Raw genomic sequence first — 17,174 nt, 5'->3', positions numbered from 1 at the left:
GGCTGCCGCGGCTTTTCCGCGGACGGCCCGCGCTCTCTGGTTCGGGCATCCAAGGTTACACCTCAAGTTCAGGAACGGCGGCGATCGACCTCGCGGTTAACCGAAAGGTCCGACGCTTGGTTCCTGCACAATGAGGTTGTTACACGGCCCTGGAACTCAGCACCGGCTGGCGCTCGGGCGCGGTCAGATCCCGGTAGCTTGTGCTCTCGGTGATGCCGGCCTTGAGCGGAACGGTCAGGCGGCAGACCAGGCCTTCGCTCCGCCAATCGAAATCGGCGCGCCCACCGAGCTGGGTCTCGATGCTGGCGATCACACTTCGCGTGCCGAAACCTTTTTGCGTCGGTTTGGTCACGCTGGGCCCACCGGTTTCCACCCAGGCCAGGATCAGCGCGTCGTCCTGTACCGCCCAGGTGATCGCGAGCCGGCCCGACAGCACCGACAGGCTGCCATACTTCGCCGAGTTGGTGACGAGTTCATGCAGCGCCAGCGCCAGCGTCTGTGCGGTCGCGGGCTGCAGCTGCACCTCGGCGCCTTCGATCTGGATCTGCCCGGCCTCGGAATAAGGCGCGATCTCCTCGGTGACCAGCCGCCGGATCTCGGCGCCCTGCCAGCTCGACAGCGACAGCACCGTGTGGACCCGCGCCAGCGCCGTGATGCGGCCCTCGACCGCGCGCACATAGGCGTTGACGTTCTGCGCGCGCGTCAGCCGCACGATCGATTGCGCCAGCGCGAGCGCGTTCTTGGCGCGATGATCGACCTCACGGGTCAACAGGCTCTGGCGCTCCTCGGCCTTCTTGCGATCGGTGATGTCGACGGTGACGCCGCTGACCCGCACCACCCGGCCATGGCGGTCGCTGGTCGCGGCGGCCGTGCCGACGCACCAGCGCACCTCCCCGTTCGGCCGCATGACGCGGAATTCGGCCTCATAGGACGTCTCGCCCTTGCCGAAGCCGGCCCAGGCGCGCTTGAGATCCTCGACATCGTCAGGATGAAACAGCCCCTGGATATTTTCGGAGGTGAGTTCGAAGGATTTTGGATCGACCCCGAATATCTTGTACTGGCCCTCGTCCCACATCCAGTCGCCGTTGACCCAATCCCAGTCCCACGATCCCATCTTGCCGGCGGCAATCGCCATGCTGCGGCGCTGCTCGCTCTCCACCAGGCGGGTAGTCGACTGCTCGAGCTCGGCGGTGCGTGCGCGCACGCGGTCCTCGAGCTCGGCATTGAGGCGTTCAAGCTGCCGGGTCTTGCGATAGAGCTCGGCGAACACCCGGATCTTTGCCCGCAGCACCTCAGGCACGACGGGCACCGGCACGTAGTCGACTGCGCCCATCTCGTAGCCGCGCAGCCGGTCGATATCGCTGACCTGGATCGCCGAGATGAAGATCATCGCGGTCTTCTGGAAGCGCGGATGCTCGCGGATCATCGCCGCAAGCTCGAAGCCGTCGAGCTCGGGCATGCAGACATCGACCAGGATGACGGCGACCTCGTTCTTGAGCAGGAATTCGAGCGCCTCCCGGCCCGACGACACCGCGACGAGGTTCTCGCCGAGCTCCTTCAGGATGACCTCGTAAGCCAGCAGCTTCGCCGGTTGGTCGTCGACCAGAAGGATGTTTATTTTTTCATTGTCCATCATTGTCGATCGCCGATCAGCGGTGCAGCCACATGCGGATCGCGAGCAGCAGTTGCTCGGTGTTGACGGGTTTGGCCAGATAGTCGGACGCGCCCGCTTCAAGGCATTTCTCGCGGTCGCCCTTCATCGCCTTTGCGGTCAGCGCAATGATCGGCAGCCGCGCGAAGGCGGGATTTTGCCTGATCGCACCGATGGTCTGGTAGCCGTCCATCTGCGGCATCATGATATCCATCAGCACGATCGCGATCTTCGGATTGGACTGTACGAGCGATATTGCCTCATGCCCGGTCGTCGCGGTCAGCACCTTCATACCGCGGCGCTCCAGCACGCTCGAGAGCGCGAAGATGTTGCGGGCGTCGTCGTCGACCAGAAGCGCGGTCTTGCCAATGAGATCCTCATCGGAACTATTGAGCTTCTCCAGCATCTTCTGTTTTGCGACGGGCAATTCCGTGATCACACGGTGCAGGAACAGTGACGTTTCATCGAGCAGCCGTTCCGGCGATTCCACGCCCTTGACCACGATGCTGCGCGCCATCGTGTGCAGTTCCGCATCTTCTTCGGCCGACAGTTCCCGCCCCGTAAACACCACAACGGGAATATTGGAGAGCACGTCGTCCTTGCGGATCTGATCCAGCACCTCGAAACCGCTCATATCGGGCAGCCGAAGATCGAGCACGACGCAGTCGCACGGATTCTCGCGCAGCACCGACAATGCGCCCGCCCCGGTATCGCTGGTCACGATCTCGATGTCCTCGTGTCCGAGCAGTTCGGTGATGCTGAGCTGTTCCGCCGCATTGTCCTCGACGATCAACAGCCGCTTGCGGCGCGGCTTGGCGTATTCCTTGATCTGCGACAGCGCCGCGCTGACGCCTTCGGTCGTGGTCGGCTTGTTGACGAAGGAGAAGGCGCCGCGGGCCAGCGCATGCTGGCGGTCCTCGTCGAGCGTGATGATCTGGACCGGAATGTGACGGGTCAGCGGATTGTGCTTGAGCTGGCTCAGCACGCTCCAGCCGAGCATGTCGGGCAGGAACACGTCGAGCGACACCGCGGCCGGCTGGAATTGCTTGGCAAGATCCAGCGCCTCGGCGCCGCGGGTGGCGACCAGGACTTTAAAACCCTTGTCGCGCGCCAGATCGATCAGCACGCGCGCGTAGTGCGGGTCGTCCTCGACGATCAACAGGATGGTGTCGCCGGGCTCCAGATTGAGCCGGTCGTCGGTCAGCTGCTCGATCGCCCGCTCCTGCGCGGCGGAGGCCTGCAGCGACGGCGCCGGGGTGTGCGGCATCTGCACCGGCTGAATGTGCTGCCGCAGCGCGACCGACGGTCCCGCATATTTCAGCGGTAGATACAGCGTGAAGGTCGAGCCCTTGCCGGTGGCGCTGCGCAGATGGATCTCGCCGCCGAGCAGGCTTGCGAGCTCGCGGCTGATCGCAAGGCCGAGGCCGGTGCCGCCGTATTTGCGGCTGGTGCCGGCGTCGGCCTGCTGGAACGCCTCGAAGATCAGCTTCTGCTTGTCCTGGGGAATGCCGATGCCGGTATCCGACACTTCGAACGCCACCACCGCGGGCGCGGTGTTGAGGATCGGATGCTCGACGCTCCAGCCGCCGACCGCGGCCGAGACGGTCAGGCTGACGCCGCCTTCGGCGGTGAACTTGAAGGCGTTCGAGAGCAGGTTCTTGAGCACCTGCTGCAGCCGCTTGCTATCGGTCACCATGCTGCGGGCGAGATTGGCGTCGACGTCGATGCTGAACGACAGATGCCGGTTCTCCGCCTCGTGCCGGAACGGCCGTCCGACGGTTTCCAGCAGGCTCGATGTCAGGATCTCCTCGGCATCGACCGTCACGGTGCCGGACTCGATCTTGGAGAGATCGAGAATGTCGCTGATCAGGTTCAACAGATCGGTGCCGGCGCCGTGGATGGTGCGGGCGAACTCGACCTGCTTGCCGGTCAGATTGCCGTCGGGGTTTTCGGTCAGCTGCTGGCCGAGGATCAGGATCGAGTTCAGCGGCGTGCGCAGCTCGTGCGACATGTTGGCGAGGAATTCGGACTTGTACTTCGAGGTCAGCGCGAGCTCGGTCGCCTTTTCCTCGAGCGCGCGCCGCGCCTGCTCGATCTCCTGGTTCTTGCGCTCGACGTCGACGTTGCGCTCGGCGAGCTGCTGGGCCTTCTGCTCGAGCTGATCGTTGGTCTGCTGCAGCTCCTTCTGCTGGGTCTGTAATTCGCCGGCGAGCTGCTGCGACTGTTTCAGCAGCGCCTCGGTCTGCATCGTCGCCTCGATGCTGTTGAGCACGATGCCGATGCTGTCGGTGAGCTGTTCGAGGAAGGTGATCTGCGAGGTCGTGAACGACGAGATCGACGACAGCTCGATCACCGCCTTGACCTGGTTCTCGAACAGCACCGGGAACACGACGAGGTTCTTCGGCATGATCCGCATCAGCGCCGAATTGACCGGCACCGCATCACCCGGAATGTCCGAGACCAGGCGCTGGCGCTTGTCGAGCGCGCATTGCCCGATCAACCCCTCGCCGAACTGGACGATCTGCGGATGCGGATTGCTGCTGTCGCTGGCATAGGCCGAGAGCAGACGCAGCTGCGCGTTCTCGGGATTATCGACCTGGTAGATCACGCCCATATGGGCGTTGATCAGCGGCGCCAGCTCGGTCAGCAGCAGGCGGCCGACGGTCGCGAGGTCGCGCTGGCCCTGCAGCATGTTGGTGAAACGCGCGAGGTTGGTTTTCAGCCAGTCCTGCTCGGTATTGCGCTCCGTGGTGAGACGGAGGTTGCCGATCATGGTGTTGATGTTGTCCTTCAGCTCCGCCACCTCGCCGCGGACGTCGACCTGGATCGAGCGGGTCAGGTCGCCCTTGGTCACGGCGGTCGCGACCTCCGCGATCGCGCGCACTTGGGATGTCAGGTTGGCCGCGAGCAGATTGACGTTGCCGGTGAGGTCCTTCCAGGTGCCGGCCGCACCGGGCACGGCGGCCTGACCGCCGAGCCGGCCCTCGACGCCGACCTCGCGCGCAACGCCGGTGACCTGCTCGGCGAAGGTCGCCAGCGTCTCGGTCATGTTGTTGATGGTGTCGGCGAGCGCCGCGACCTCGCCCTTCGACTTCACCGTGAGGTTCTGCTTGAGGTCGCCGTCGGCGACCGCGGTCACCACCTTGACGATGCCGCGCACCTGCTCGGTCAGGTTCGCCGCCATGACGTTGACGGTGTCGGTCAGATCCTTCCAGGTGCCGGCGACGCCGCGCACCTCGGCCTGGCCGCCGAGCTTGCCCTCGGTGCCGACCTCGCGGGCGACGCGCGTCACCTCGCCGGCGAAGGCGTTGAGCTGGTCCACCATGGTGTTGATGGTGTTCTTCAGCTCGAGGATTTCGCCCTTCACGTCGACGGTGATCTTGCGCGACAGGTCGCCCCGCGCCACCGCAGTCGTCACCTCGGCGATGTTGCGGACCTGGGTGGTCAGGTTGGCGGCCAAGAGGTTGACGTTGTCGGTGAGGTCTTTCCAGGTGCCGCCGACGCCGGGCACCACGGCCTGGCCGCCGAGCCGTCCCTCGGTGCCGACCTCGCGCGCCACGCGCGTCACTTCGGCCGCGAACGAGCGCAGCTGCTCGACCATGGTGTTCAGGGTGTCCTTGAGCAGCAGTATCTCGCCGCGCACGTCCACCGTGATCTTCTTCGACAGGTCGCCGCCGGCGATCGCGCTCGCGACCTCGGCGATGTTGCGAACCTGCGCGGTCAGGTTCGAGGCCATGAAGTTGACGTTGTCGGTGAGGTCCTTCCAGGTGCCGGCGACGCCGGGCACCTCGGCCTGGCCGCCGAGCTTGCCCTCGGTGCCGACCTCGCGGGCGACGCGCGTCACCTCGCCGGCAAAACCGTTGAGCTGGTCCACCATGGTGTTGATGGTGTTCTTCAGTTCGAGGATTTCGCCCTTCACGTCGACGGTGATCTTGCGCGACAGGTCGCCGCGCGCCACGGCGGTCGTCACCTCGGCGATGTTGCGGACCTGCGCCGTGAGATTCCCGGCCATCGAATTGACGTTGTCGGTGAGGTCCTTCCAGGTGCCGGCGACGCCGGGCACGTTGGCCTGGCCGCCAAGGCTGCCATCGGTGCCGACCTCGCGCGCCACGCGCGTCACCTCGCCCGCGAAGCGGTTGAGCTGGTCGACCATCGTATTGAGCGTTTGCTTCAGCTGAAGGATCTCGCCGCGGACGTCGACCGTGATCTTGCGCGACAGGTCGCCGCCGGCGATCGCGGTGGCCACCTCGGCGATGTTGCGGACCTGCGCCGTGAGGTTGCCGGCCATCGAGTTGACGCTGTCGGTCAAATCCTTCCAGGTGCCGGCGACGCCGGGCACCTCGGCCTGGCCGCCGAGCTTGCCGTCGGTACCGACCTCGCGCGCCACGCGCGTCACTTCGCCGGCGAAGGCGTTGAGCTGGTCGACCATCGTGTTCAGCGTCTCCTTCAGCTGAAGGATTTCGCCCGACACGTTCACGGTGATCTTCTTCGACAGGTCGCCCTTCGCCACCGCGGTCGCGACCTCGGCGATGTTGCGGACCTGCGCGGTCAGGTTCGAGGCCATCGAGTTGACGCTGTCGGTCAAGTCCTTCCAGGTGCCGGCAACGCCGCGCACTTCGGCCTGGCCGCCGAGCTTGCCTTCGGTGCCCACCTCGCGCGCCACACGCGTCACCTCGCCGGCGAAGGCGTTGAGCTGGTCGACCATCGTGTTGATGGTGTCCTTCAGCTCGAGAATTTCGCCGCGCACGTCGACCGTGATCTTCTTCGACAGGTCGCCGCCGGCGACCGCCGTGGTCACCGCGGCGATGTTGCGGACCTGCGCGGTGAGGTTCGACGCCATGAAGTTGACGTTGTCGGTCAGGTCCTTCCAGGTGCCGGCGACGCCGAGCACGTTGGCCTGGCCGCCGAGCTTGCCCTCGGTGCCGACCTCGCGCGCCACGCGCGTCACTTCCGAGGCGAACGCGTTGAGCTGGTCCACCATGGTGTTGAGCGTTTCCTTCAACTGAAGGATCTCGCCCGACACGTTCACCGTGATCTTTTTCGACAGGTCGCCGCCGGCGATCGCGGTGGCGACGTCGGCGATGTTGCGGACCTGCGCGGTGAGGTTCGACGCCATGAAGTTGACGTTGTCGGTCAGGTCCTTCCAGGTGCCGGCGACGCCGGGGACCTTGGCCTGCCCGCCGAGCTTGCCTTCGGTGCCGACCTCGCGCGCCACGCGCGTCACTTCCGAGGCGAACGCATTGAGCTGGTCCACCATGGTGTTGATGGTGTCCTTCAGCTCGAGAATTTCGCCCGACACGTCGACCGTGATCTTGCGCGACAGGTCGCCGCGCGCCACCGCCGTGGTGACGTTGGCGATGTTGCGGACCTGGGCGGTCAGGTTGCCGCACATCGCGTTCACCGAGTCGGTCAGGTCCTTCCAGGTGCCGGCGACACCCGGCACGATCGCCTGGCCGCCGAGCTTGCCGTCGGTGCCGACCTCGCGCGCCACGCGGGTGACTTCGGAGGCGAACGAACGCAGCTGATCGACCATCGTGTTGATGGCCTCCTTCAGCTGCAGGATCTCGCCGCGGACGTCGACCGTGATCTTCTTCGACAAGTCGCCGTTGGCGACCGCGATCGTCACCTCGGCGATGTTGCGGACCTGGCCGGTCAGGTTGTTGGCCATCGAGTTGACGCTCTCGGTCAGATCCTTCCAGACGCCGGTCACCTCCGGCACCTGGGCCTGGCCGCCGAGCTTGCCCTCGGTGCCGACCTCGCGCGCCACGCGGGTGACTTCCGAGGTGAACACCGAAAGCTGCTTGATCATCGTGTTGACGATGTTCGCCGACTGCAGGAATTCGCCGCGCAGCGGCCTGCCCTCGACGTCGAGCTTCACGGTCTGCAGCAGGTCGCCCTGCGCCACCGCGGCGACCGCGCGGGTCACCTCGCGGGTCGGCCACAGCAGGTCGTCGATCAAGGTGTTGACCGAACTCTCCATGTCCGCCCAGGCGCCGCTGGCGAGCCCGAAATTGACGCGCTGGCGGGTCTGTCCCTCGCGGCCGACCACCTCGCCGACCCGCGCCAGCTGCTGCGCCATCCGCTCATTGGCGGCGGCAATCTCGTTGAAGGCGTCGGCGATCTTGCCGTCGATCCCGAGATAATCGCCGCGCATCCGCGCCGAGAAATCGCCGGCCCGCATCGCCTGCAGCGACTGCAGCAGATCATGGGAGGGATCGAGGCTTCCGTTGGATGACTGGGCGCGGCGTGATTCAGTGCGGGGGCGCGGCGACGAACCGAGATCGGTCATTGAATTTCCCCTACGTGCTGGCCTTGAATCCTAGAACTCGGAATCCAGGGACTCGGACTCCAAGGACTCGGATAAGCCAGCAAAACCATAAGAATGAGTGCCGGTGATCCATTCAAGCATGAAAACGCGACAAACGCGATTTGTGACGCAAACCGAGCATGTTAATTGCCATTGGAACCGAAGGTTCCAGGGCTGGATGGAACTTTTTTGACCGGCAGGGTAAGCCGTTCGTATTGCCGGTTTGTCGCATTTGGAACAAAGGCCTGTTCCGAGCGTTTCGGGCCTCGGCGGGATCGGTGATGGTTAAGAGATCAGAGCAGCGCGAACGGGGCAATTCCGAAAGCGAGCGCCGTTTCCAGCGCGTGGCCGGCGGAGCTGTCGACTATGCCATCTGCATGCTCGCCGCCGACGGACGCGTCATCAACTGGAACAAGGGCGCCGAGCGCACGACCGGCCACAACGCCAGGGCGATCCTCGGCAAGCACTTCTCGGAATTCTACCTGCCGGAGGACCGAGCATCCGGCCTTCCCGCAAAAGCCCTGCGGATCGCCCGCAAGGAAAAGCACTTCCTCACCGAGGGCTGGCGGCTTCGCAAGGATGGCTCGAAATTCTATGCCTCCGTCGTCATCGATCCGATCTACGAGACGCGCAAGCTCGTCGGCTACGCCATGGTGATCCGTGACATGACCGAGCGGCGCCAGGCGCGCGCCGACCTCGAGGCCAGCGAGAACCAGTTCCGCCTGCTGGTGAGCAACGTCACCGACTACGCGCTCTACATGCTGACGCCGGCCGGCATCGTCGCCAACTGGAACGCCGGCGGTCAGCGCATCAACGGCTACGCGCCGGACGAAATCATCGGCCAGAGTTTTTCGCGATTCTATACGCCGGCCGATCAGGCCGCCGGCAAGCCCGCCCGCGCGCTCAAGATCGCGGAAGAGACCGGGCATTACGAGGAGGATGGCTGGCGGGTGCGGAAGGACGGCTCGTTCTTCTGGGCCAGCGTCGTGATCGATCCGATCCGCGACGCCGAAGGCACGCTGGTCGGCTTCGCCAAAATCACGCGAGACATTTCCGAGCGCCGCGAGGCGCAACAGAAGCTCGAGCAGGTGCAGCGCCAGCTCGCGGAAACCCTGAAGATGGATGCGCTCGGCCAATTGACCGGCGGCGTCGCCCACGACTTCAACAACCTTCTGATGATCATCTCGGGCAATCTGCACAGGATCAAGCGCGAGGTGACGAGCGAGCGCGGTCGGGCCGCGCTCGGCGCGATCGAGACCGCCACCGAGCGCGCCGCATCGCTGACCAGCCAATTGCTGACCTTCGCGCGCCGGCAGAGCGTCAATCCGCAGACCATCAATGTCGCCGACCGGATCGCCTCGGTGCGCGAAGTCCTCGGCAGCGCGCTCGGCAGCCTGGTCAGGCTGAACATCGAGATCCAGCCCGAGGTCTGGCCGGTCTTCGTCGACCCGACCGATTTTGAAACCGCACTGATCAACCTCGTGGTCAATGCGCGCGACGCAACGGCGGACGGCGGCACGGTGACCGTCTCGGCCCGCAACGTGCCCGAGGCCGACCACGTGGTGGTCAGCGTCGCCGACACCGGCGAAGGCATTCCCGATGACGTGCTGAGCAAGGTGTTCGATCCGTTCTTCACCACCAAGCCGATCGGCAGGGGTACCGGCCTTGGGCTGTCCCAGGTCCATGGTTTCGCCCACCAGGCCGGCGGGAGGGTCGAGATCGCCAGCACGCTCGGCAAGGGCACCACCGTCAGCATCGTCTTGCCGCGCGGGACCGCGGCACCGCATCCCGGAAACCCGGACCGGACCGCGCAGCGATCCGCTACCGTCCTCCTGATCGAGGACAATCCCGCCGTGGCCGACGCGAGCACCGGCCTGCTCGAACAGCTCGGCTACACCGTGAACTGGGCGTCGAATGCGGAACACGCGTTGCGGGCGATCGAGGCGAACGGGGTCGATGTGGTGTTCAGCGACATCGTGATGCCCGGCAAGATGGACGGGCTGAAGCTCGCGCGCACGATCCGGGAGCGGAAGCCCGAGCTGCCGATCCTGCTGACGACGGGTTACAGCGACAGCGCGCGCGACGTGAAGTCGGATTTCCCGGTGCTGCGCAAGCCGTATCACATTCACGATCTCAGCCGCGAATTGTCCAAGCTGACGGGGCATCAAGCCGCTGCCGAGGCGGACGGCCGATCGGCGGCCCCCTCCGGCGAATTCGACACCAGCTCGACGGACGAGAAAAAAGTCCAGGAAAACTCCAAGGCAAGAGCGAAAGTCCGCAGCTAGGTCGGGCGGAAGGCTCGTGCATGATCCGGACCGGTACGGCCGCGTGAGCGAAAAGTGTGAAGCGGTTTTCCCTCGCGACAAACGCGGAGCGTTTGCGCGGAGATCATGCTCAAACAAAGAGCTAAAGCGCGATGATGGTTCAACTTAACCTCAACGCGCTTTAGCGTTCCGCGGGCCAGGTCCGGCGCACCAGCAGGACGCGCTCGATGCGATTGCACCGCTCGCAGCGGTACTGAAGGATGTCCCTGCCCTCGCTTCCCGGATAGCTGGTCTCAAGCCGCATGGTCCTGGCGCAGCTGACGCAGGAGATCAACGTCAGCAGCGGGCTGCGATCGTCATTCACTGATGCGCGCGGCGGTCGCACGGTCGGATCGGCGATCATGGCGTCGGACGATGCAATGGGACTCGACATCGCTAGAAAATGCCTATCCCGCGCGTCGAGTTCCCGACCTGAAACCCTTATTTGGGCCCGGTGCCAACCCGGCTGGGCTTACCCTTGTCCGGCTTCACTCCGGCGATCGCTTTTGCGTCCGCGTTGGCGGTGAGACGATCCCGATAAGTCCGGCTCAAACGCTCGCGAACCGTCGGCAGGCGGTCGTCACCGCCGGCGGCCCGCCAGCGCTTGATCAACTCGGCCACCTCGGCCCGCATCGCCATCAGCCGGTAGGACGCCTCGCTGCAATCGAGGTCGCGATTGACCTGGTCCCGGATCGCCGCCTCGACCAGAGTCATCTCGGCACGCAACACGCTGATCTTCCGACGAATTTCATTAATCTTGTTGTCCATGGCTTGTTGGAACAAAAATAGAACATATTGTCAAGTCACGAGCTTGCTAGTGAGGTGAAATATGAGCATGGCAGCGGTAAAATTTGGTGGGGTCACCGAGCGCATCCAGGGGCAGATGACCCGTGCCCAGGCCGCCCGGCTGCGGAGCCTTGCCGAGGAGGCCTACCAGCCGAACCAGTACGCGCGCGACCTGACGTTCGAGGAGGCGGAGCGGCGCATCAATTCGCTCAGGGCCGAGATTGCATTGGCGGACTCGTTCTGAGGCACCGACCAGCCCCGCCCGGCGCCCGCTTAACACTTGATATAGCCGGCGCAGCTAATGCTGGTTCCTGCTATTGCAGTCGGGGCCGCGGGGGATTCTTTACGTGCAGGAACTGGAGAAGCGATCGCCGCTTGCGTTCCCGATCACGCTGAAGGACGGGCGGACGCTCGCGACGGTCGGTGACGCCGCCGATTACATGTCCGCGCTGAGCCTGGATCAGCGCGAGCGCAGCTATTGGCGGACCGCGATCATGATGTTCAACAACGCGATGCGCGAGCCGAGCTATCTGAAGATCGCCACCATCAATCTCCGGTCCGCCCTTGTGTATGACCGCCTCGTCGACGATTCCGGCACCTGATTGTGGTGTCGCCGCTACAGCCGAATCGGCTGCGGTTGCGTAAAGGCCATCTCCGTCATGGCCGCAAACAAGGTAACGGCGGTACACATCACGGCGTGAGGCATTGCGCTTCAGCCATCTGGGGCCGCCTGGGAGGGCCAAGGCGGCCCGTTTCTTTTTCAGAACCTGCTCAAAGCATCCTAGCGCGGACGAACAGCGCGCGCAGTGCGTTGGTCGCCTGCACCGTCAGCATGGCATTGCCGGCTGCGAGCTCCAGCGCAGCGACGGCATCGTCGTGCAGCGAGCGGAACTCCATCCATTCGACGGCGCTGAGATTGGTGATGAAGCGGTGGGCCTGGCCGACGGTCGCAAGCGTTACCGTCTCGCCGTTCAGCCGCACCTTGAACGTCGCCTTCAGCGGTGTGTCGGAACTGGATACGTCAGCCATATGCATCACTCATGGCGCGGTTGTGTGCAACGCGCCGCGGTAATGTCAATCTAATTTCTTGCTTCCCGCGCCGGCGCGTCGACCCCATCCGCTGCGATGTCTGTTAGCGTTTGGCGGGGGTGATTCGTGCCTGACCTTGCCAACACAGCCTATCTGGATGCGCTCAATCCCGAGCAGCGCCGCGCGGTCGAGCACGGCGTCGGCGCGGATGGCATCATCGGGCCTCCGCTGCTGGTGATCGCGGGCGCCGGTTCCGGCAAGACCAACACGCTGGCGCATCGCGTCGCGCATCTGATCGTCGCCGGCACCGACCCGCGCCGCATCCTGTTGATGACTTTTTCGCGGCGCGCGGCGAGCGAAATGGCGGGCCGTGTCGAGCGCATCGCGAGCCGGGTGCTCGGCGATCGCGCCTCCGTCATGACCGATGCGCTGAGCTGGGCCGGAACATTCCACGGCATCGGCGCACGGCTGCTGCGCGAATTCGCCGAGCGCATCGGGCTCGATCCCGCCTTTACGATCCACGACCGCGAGGATTCCGCCGATCTGATGAACCTGGCCCGCCACGACCTCGGCCTGTCGCGGACAGAAAGCCGGTTTCCCACCAAGGGCACCTGCGTCGCGATCTATTCGCGCTGCGTCAATGCGGAGATGCCGATCGAGGCGGTGCTCGGCCAGCACTTCCCGTGGTGCGCGGGCTGGGCCAATGAACTGAAGCGGCTGTTCGCGGCCTATGTCGAGACCAAGCAGCAGCAGAACGTGCTCGATTACGACGACCTGCTGCTCTACTGGGCGCAGATGGTCATGGACCCTGCCCTCGCGGACGAGATCGGCAGCCGTTTCGACCACGTGATGGTCGACGAATATCAGGACACCAACCGCCTGCAGTCGTCGATCCTGCTCGCGCTCAAGCCCGCGGGACGCGGGCTCACGGTGGTCGGCGACGACGCGCAGTCGATCTATTCGTTCCGCGCCGCGACGGTGCGCAACATCCTCGACTTCCCGAACCAATTCCGCCCTGCGGCCGAGATCGTCACGCTCGACCGCAACTACCGCTCGACGCAGCCGATCCTGTCGGCGGCCAATGGCGTGATCTCGCTGGCCAAGGAGCGCTTCACCAAGAACCTGTGGACCGACCGGGCCTCGACCCGCAAGCCGCTGCTCGTCACGATCCGTGACGAGGCCGAGCAGGCCCGCTATATCGTCGAGCAGGTGCTGGCGACCCGCGAGGAAGGCACATTGCTGAAGCACCAGGCGGTGCTGTTCCGCACCTCCTCGCACTCGGGGCCGCTCGAGATCGAGCTGACCCGCCGCAACATCCCGTTCGTCAAATTCGGCGGCCTCAAGTTCCTCGATGCCGCGCATGTCAAGGACATGCTGGCGTTGCTGCGCTTCGCCGCCAATCCGCGCGACCGGGTCGCTGGCTTCCGCATCCTGCATTTGTTGCCCGGCGTCGGGCCGGCCTCGGCGCAGCGCGTGCTCGACCACATGGCAGAGGCCGCCGACCCGATCGCAACGCTGGCATCGCTGCCCTCGCCGCCGCGCGCCGGTGCGGACTGGCGGCTGTTCGTCGAGGCGATCGAGAACCTGCGTTACTCGGAATGGCCCGTCGACATCGAGCGCGCGCGGCTGTGGTACGAGCCGCATCTCGACCGCATCCACGAGGATAGCGAGGTCCGCCGCGCCGATCTGATTCAGCTCGAGCAGATTGCGAGCGGCTATCCGTCGCGTGAACGCTTCCTGACCGAGCTGACTCTCGATCCGCCGGATGCCACCAGCGACCAGGCCGGCGTGCCGCTGCTCGACGAGGACTATTTGATCCTGTCGACGATCCATTCCGCCAAGGGCCAGGAGTGGAAATCGGTCTACGTGCTCAACATCGTCGACGGCTGCATGCCGTCCGATCTCGGCGCCGGCACGTCGGCGGAACTCGAGGAGGAGCGCCGCCTGCTCTATGTCGCGATGACCCGCGCCAAGGACGATCTGCACCTGATGGTGCCGCAGCGCTTCTTCGTCCACGGCCAGGCCGCCAAGGGCGATCGCCACATGTACGCCTCGCGCACCCGCTTCATCCCGGAACGATTGCTGCCGATGTTCGAGCGGACGGCCTGGCCCCGCGCCGCCGCCGCGGAACCCGGGTCGGCCAAGCCGGCGCCGCCGATCGACCTCCGCGCCAAGATGCGCGGCATGTGGCGCTGATCCCCGATTGAAAAATTGCTAGCTGGGGCCGGAACGAACCTGCCGTCAGCAACGTTGAGGCGGCGTTCGTAATCGGCAAACGACCGTCCCGACGGCTTCGGCGCGTAGTCCTGAGGACACGCCGAGGCCGTCGTTTTTGCGCTGCGTCAATCAGGCAGAGAACAGCTTGGTCGGCTCGGCAAATCCCTTCAGCGCGTAGTCGGAACCGCTTGCCGTAACCATAGCGCCGGTGCGATCCCGCACGGCCGCCGTGACCAGGATTTCACCCGATTTCGCGGCGGCCTGGGCGCGCGCGGCGCGGTTGACCACGGTGCCGACGGCCGTCAGATCGCGATGGGTCTGGCCGAACTCACCGAAATTGGTGTCGCCACTGTCAATCCCGATCCCGATTCCGATCTCGACATCGCCTGCGCCGATGTCCCGCGCCAGTTCGTCCCGCCTGCGGCGAAAGCTCTCCTGAATGGCGCGGGCGGCCAAGAGTGCCTGCGCCGCGTGATCCTGCTGCTTGACCGGGAAATTGAAGATCGCAAGCACGGCATCACCGATGGTCTTGTTGAGGAGGCCGTCATGGCGCCAGATCGCGGCCGCGCAATCGTCGTAGAACGCATCCAGCAGCAAGGTCAGCCCGCTCGGCGCGATGGTTTGCGTCAGCGTTGTGTAGCCGCGCAGATCGGCGAACATAATGGTGGCGTCGATGGTCACGGAGCGCGCCTTCATGACCTTCGAGAACGCCATCTCGCAGATCGTGCAGGTGTTGGGATTCATTCGGCTCGGCCGGATGCCGAACAACCGGAACGGCGCCGACAGCGGTCCTCGCAGCGGGATCGGCACGTGCAGGTTCTGCCAGCACCCGAGGCAGACCGATGCAGGCTGTGTAGTCATCGCGGCACCTGCTGTTCCACTAGCGAGTCCAGCTCAGTCTAACACCAGCGATATGCTGCCAGGCAGAATATTCGCCGATGGCTTGCGGTCAGGCCGCCGCCACAAAGCTCAACCCGATCCGCGTCTTCTTGGTCCAGACCACCTGGCACTCGTAGACGACGGAGGGATCGTTCGCCATCACCAGCTGAAAGCGATCCGGGACGTAGGCCGGGTTGTCGACCTCGATCGCGGCCCCTTCCGGCGAGATATTGACGATCACGCAATGCATGACCGAACCGCCCGACGAGACATAGCCGGGTTCATTGATTTCGGTTCGCGGATGCTTGCGCTTCTCATCCATTCCGCTTGGCCCCGAATGTCGTGACACAGGCTTGGCCATCGGCAGTGAACGAGTCAACGGTCCCTTTGTTCAGCTTCGGGCTTTCGCACCGCGATTTGTGCGGAGCGGCAAGCCGAATTGCTTATCGCATCGGCGCAGACGAGCCCCGCGCCGGGGCGGGGTTGTCGTTCGCAACCGCGCAAGGCTAGCCTCACGACATTGACGGTGCGCTGGCGCGACGCTCCGTCCAAAAAAATGAACAGGCGCCAAGGGGAGACGCGCCATGTTCGAGATCCTCGATCGCCGGACGACTCTGACCGGCAACCAGCTCAAAATCCTAGCGGCGGCCATCATCGGCGATGCGCTGGAATTCTTCGATTACTTCCTGATCGGCTTCGTGCTCGCATTCCTGATCGGCCCGTGGAAGCTCACTTTCGGCCAGTCGGCCATCGTGTTGATGAGCTCCGGCATCGGCGCCATCCTCGGCGCCTACCTCTGGGGCTGGCTCGCCGACCGGATCGGGCGCCGCATCGTCTTCATCGGCACGGTGCTGAACTTCTCGATCGCCACCGGCTTGCTCTATTTCACGCCTGACAATGGCTGGATCTATCTGACCATTCTGCGCTTCTTCGTCGGCACCGGCGTCGGCGGCCTGTATTGCGTCGACCTGCCGCTGGTGCAGGAGTTCATGCCCTCGCACAAGCGCGGCTGGGTCGGCGGGCTCGTCACCTGCGTGATCCCGCTCGGGGTCGGACTTGGCGCCGTGCTGGGCGCGGTGATGGGCACCGACCAGTGGCGGCTGCTGTTTGCGATCGGCGTGCTGCCGTCGGTTCTGGTGTTGCTGGTCCGGCTCTGGGTTCCGGAATCGCCGCGCTGGCTGTGCCGGCAGGGGCGCTATGAGGAAGCCCGCAAGTCGCTGGCCTGGGCGCTGCAGGTGCCACCGTCGGAACTGCCGTTGCCGAGCGCGGCCGATGCCGGCCCGATCGTCAAGACCAACTGGTTCGACCTGTTCAAATATCCGCGCAGCCTGATCGTCTCCTGGTTCGGCAATGCCGGGGCGCAGACCGGCGTTTACGGCATCACGCTGTGGGCGCCCGCGCTGTTCGTGCTGCTGCTCAAGGTCTCGCCGCAGCAGGCCGCCAAGATGATGATCCTGCTCAGCGTCACCGGCTTCATCGGCCGCATCTCTTTCTCCTACTTCTCGGAATTGATGGGACGGCGCGTCGCGGGCGGCCTGCTCGGCTTCGGCGCCGGCGCGCTGACCATCATTGCCGGCTATCACTACGATGCGACGCTGTTCGGCATATCGGCGTTCTGGCTGCTGCTGGCCGTCGCGTTCTTCTTCGCCGACGGCGGCTTTGCCATCGTCGGCCCCTATGCCGCGGAGATCTGGCCCTCGCATCTGCGCACCACCGGCATGGGCTCGGCCTACGGCTTCGGGGGGATCGGCAAGATCCTCGGCCCCGTCGGCCTCGCCCTGATCGTCGGCTCCAACAACTATCTCAAGCCGGACGTGCCGATGACGCAGATTCCGACCGCCTTCGTTTATCTCGGCTGCTGGTTCCTGATGGCGGGTGCCGTCTATTACTTCCTCGGCATCGAGACCCGCGGCAAATCGATCGAGCAGATCGACCAGGAACTGAACGCGGCGGCTGACGTCGCGGCGGCTGCGAAAATCCGGCAGGCCTGAAGGAGGCGGAC

At 64.9% G+C, this 17,174-nt stretch carries 12 protein-coding genes; 5 read left to right on the top strand and 7 right to left on the bottom strand.

The genetic code is table 11. From position 1 onward, the window contains the following. Positions 1 to 139 precede the first annotated feature (139 nt). Positions 140 to 1,633, bottom strand: coding sequence for a sensor histidine kinase (locus tag CI41S_RS27180; protein ID WP_139862469.1), 1,494 nt, complete (start codon positions 1,631 to 1,633; stop codon positions 140 to 142). Positions 1,634 to 1,649: 16 nt separating this feature from the next. Then, a complete protein-coding gene (locus CI41S_RS27175) occupies positions 1,650 to 7,940 on the bottom strand; it encodes a HAMP domain-containing protein (RefSeq protein WP_139862397.1) in 6,291 nt (2,096 codons plus the stop codon). A gap of 299 nt (positions 7,941 to 8,239) precedes the next feature. Here CI41S_RS27175 and CI41S_RS27170 point away from each other — a divergent pair, with 299 nt between their 5' ends. Then, positions 8,240 to 10,243, top strand: coding sequence for a hybrid sensor histidine kinase/response regulator (locus CI41S_RS27170; RefSeq protein WP_139862396.1), 2,004 nt, complete (start codon positions 8,240 to 8,242; stop codon positions 10,241 to 10,243). A gap of 160 nt (positions 10,244 to 10,403) precedes the next feature. On the opposite strand, the gene CI41S_RS27165 is transcribed toward CI41S_RS27170, so the two are convergent. Beyond that, positions 10,404 to 10,655 (bottom strand): hypothetical protein, encoded by a 252-nt coding sequence (locus CI41S_RS27165; protein ID WP_244626712.1) that lies wholly within the window; start codon positions 10,653 to 10,655, stop codon positions 10,404 to 10,406. 47 nt (positions 10,656 to 10,702) lie between these two features. Then, positions 10,703 to 11,029, bottom strand: a complete 327-nt coding sequence (locus CI41S_RS27160) for a hypothetical protein (RefSeq protein WP_139862395.1) — start codon at positions 11,027 to 11,029, stop codon at positions 10,703 to 10,705. A gap of 61 nt (positions 11,030 to 11,090) precedes the next feature. Between CI41S_RS27160 and CI41S_RS27155 the strand changes: the two genes are divergently transcribed. Both CI41S_RS27155 and CI41S_RS27150 read left to right on the top strand, forming a co-directional pair. Continuing rightward, positions 11,091 to 11,291 (top strand): DUF3072 domain-containing protein, encoded by a 201-nt coding sequence (locus CI41S_RS27155; protein WP_244626711.1) that lies wholly within the window; start codon positions 11,091 to 11,093, stop codon positions 11,289 to 11,291. Positions 11,292 to 11,394: 103 nt separating this feature from the next. Continuing rightward, positions 11,395 to 11,649, top strand: a complete 255-nt coding sequence (locus CI41S_RS27150) for a hypothetical protein (protein ID WP_139483588.1) — start codon at positions 11,395 to 11,397, stop codon at positions 11,647 to 11,649. A gap of 169 nt (positions 11,650 to 11,818) precedes the next feature. On the opposite strand, the gene CI41S_RS27145 is transcribed toward CI41S_RS27150, so the two are convergent. After that, on the bottom strand, positions 11,819 to 12,076 hold the full coding sequence (locus CI41S_RS27145; protein ID WP_139483586.1) for a hypothetical protein: 258 nt from the start codon (positions 12,074 to 12,076) through the stop codon (positions 11,819 to 11,821). 126 nt (positions 12,077 to 12,202) lie between these two features. Here CI41S_RS27145 and CI41S_RS27140 point away from each other — a divergent pair, with 126 nt between their 5' ends. Beyond that, positions 12,203 to 14,272 carry an ATP-dependent helicase gene (locus CI41S_RS27140; RefSeq protein WP_139862394.1) on the top strand — a complete coding sequence of 690 codons (2,070 nt, stop codon included), beginning with the start codon at positions 12,203 to 12,205 and terminating at the stop codon, positions 14,270 to 14,272. A 150-nt stretch (positions 14,273 to 14,422) separates the two neighbouring features. On the opposite strand, the gene CI41S_RS27135 is transcribed toward CI41S_RS27140, so the two are convergent. Further along, positions 14,423 to 15,154, bottom strand: coding sequence for an adenylate/guanylate cyclase domain-containing protein (locus CI41S_RS27135; RefSeq protein ID WP_139862393.1), 732 nt, complete (start codon positions 15,152 to 15,154; stop codon positions 14,423 to 14,425). A gap of 88 nt (positions 15,155 to 15,242) precedes the next feature. After that, positions 15,243 to 15,494 carry a PilZ domain-containing protein gene (locus CI41S_RS27130; RefSeq protein WP_139483582.1) on the bottom strand — a complete coding sequence of 84 codons (252 nt, stop codon included), beginning with the start codon at positions 15,492 to 15,494 and terminating at the stop codon, positions 15,243 to 15,245. Positions 15,495 to 15,756: 262 nt separating this feature from the next. On the opposite strand from CI41S_RS27130, the gene CI41S_RS27125 reads away from it, so the two are divergent. Further along, positions 15,757 to 17,163, top strand: coding sequence for an MFS transporter (locus CI41S_RS27125; RefSeq protein ID WP_139862392.1), 1,407 nt, complete (start codon positions 15,757 to 15,759; stop codon positions 17,161 to 17,163). Positions 17,164 to 17,174: the final 11 nt, after the last annotated feature.

Source organism: Bradyrhizobium ivorense (genome assembly GCF_900696085.1).
Classification (GTDB): Bacteria; Pseudomonadota; Alphaproteobacteria; order Rhizobiales; family Xanthobacteraceae; genus Bradyrhizobium; species Bradyrhizobium ivorense.
Note: the sequence above shows the minus strand (reverse complement) of the source record. Positions and strands in the feature narration are given on the sequence as shown.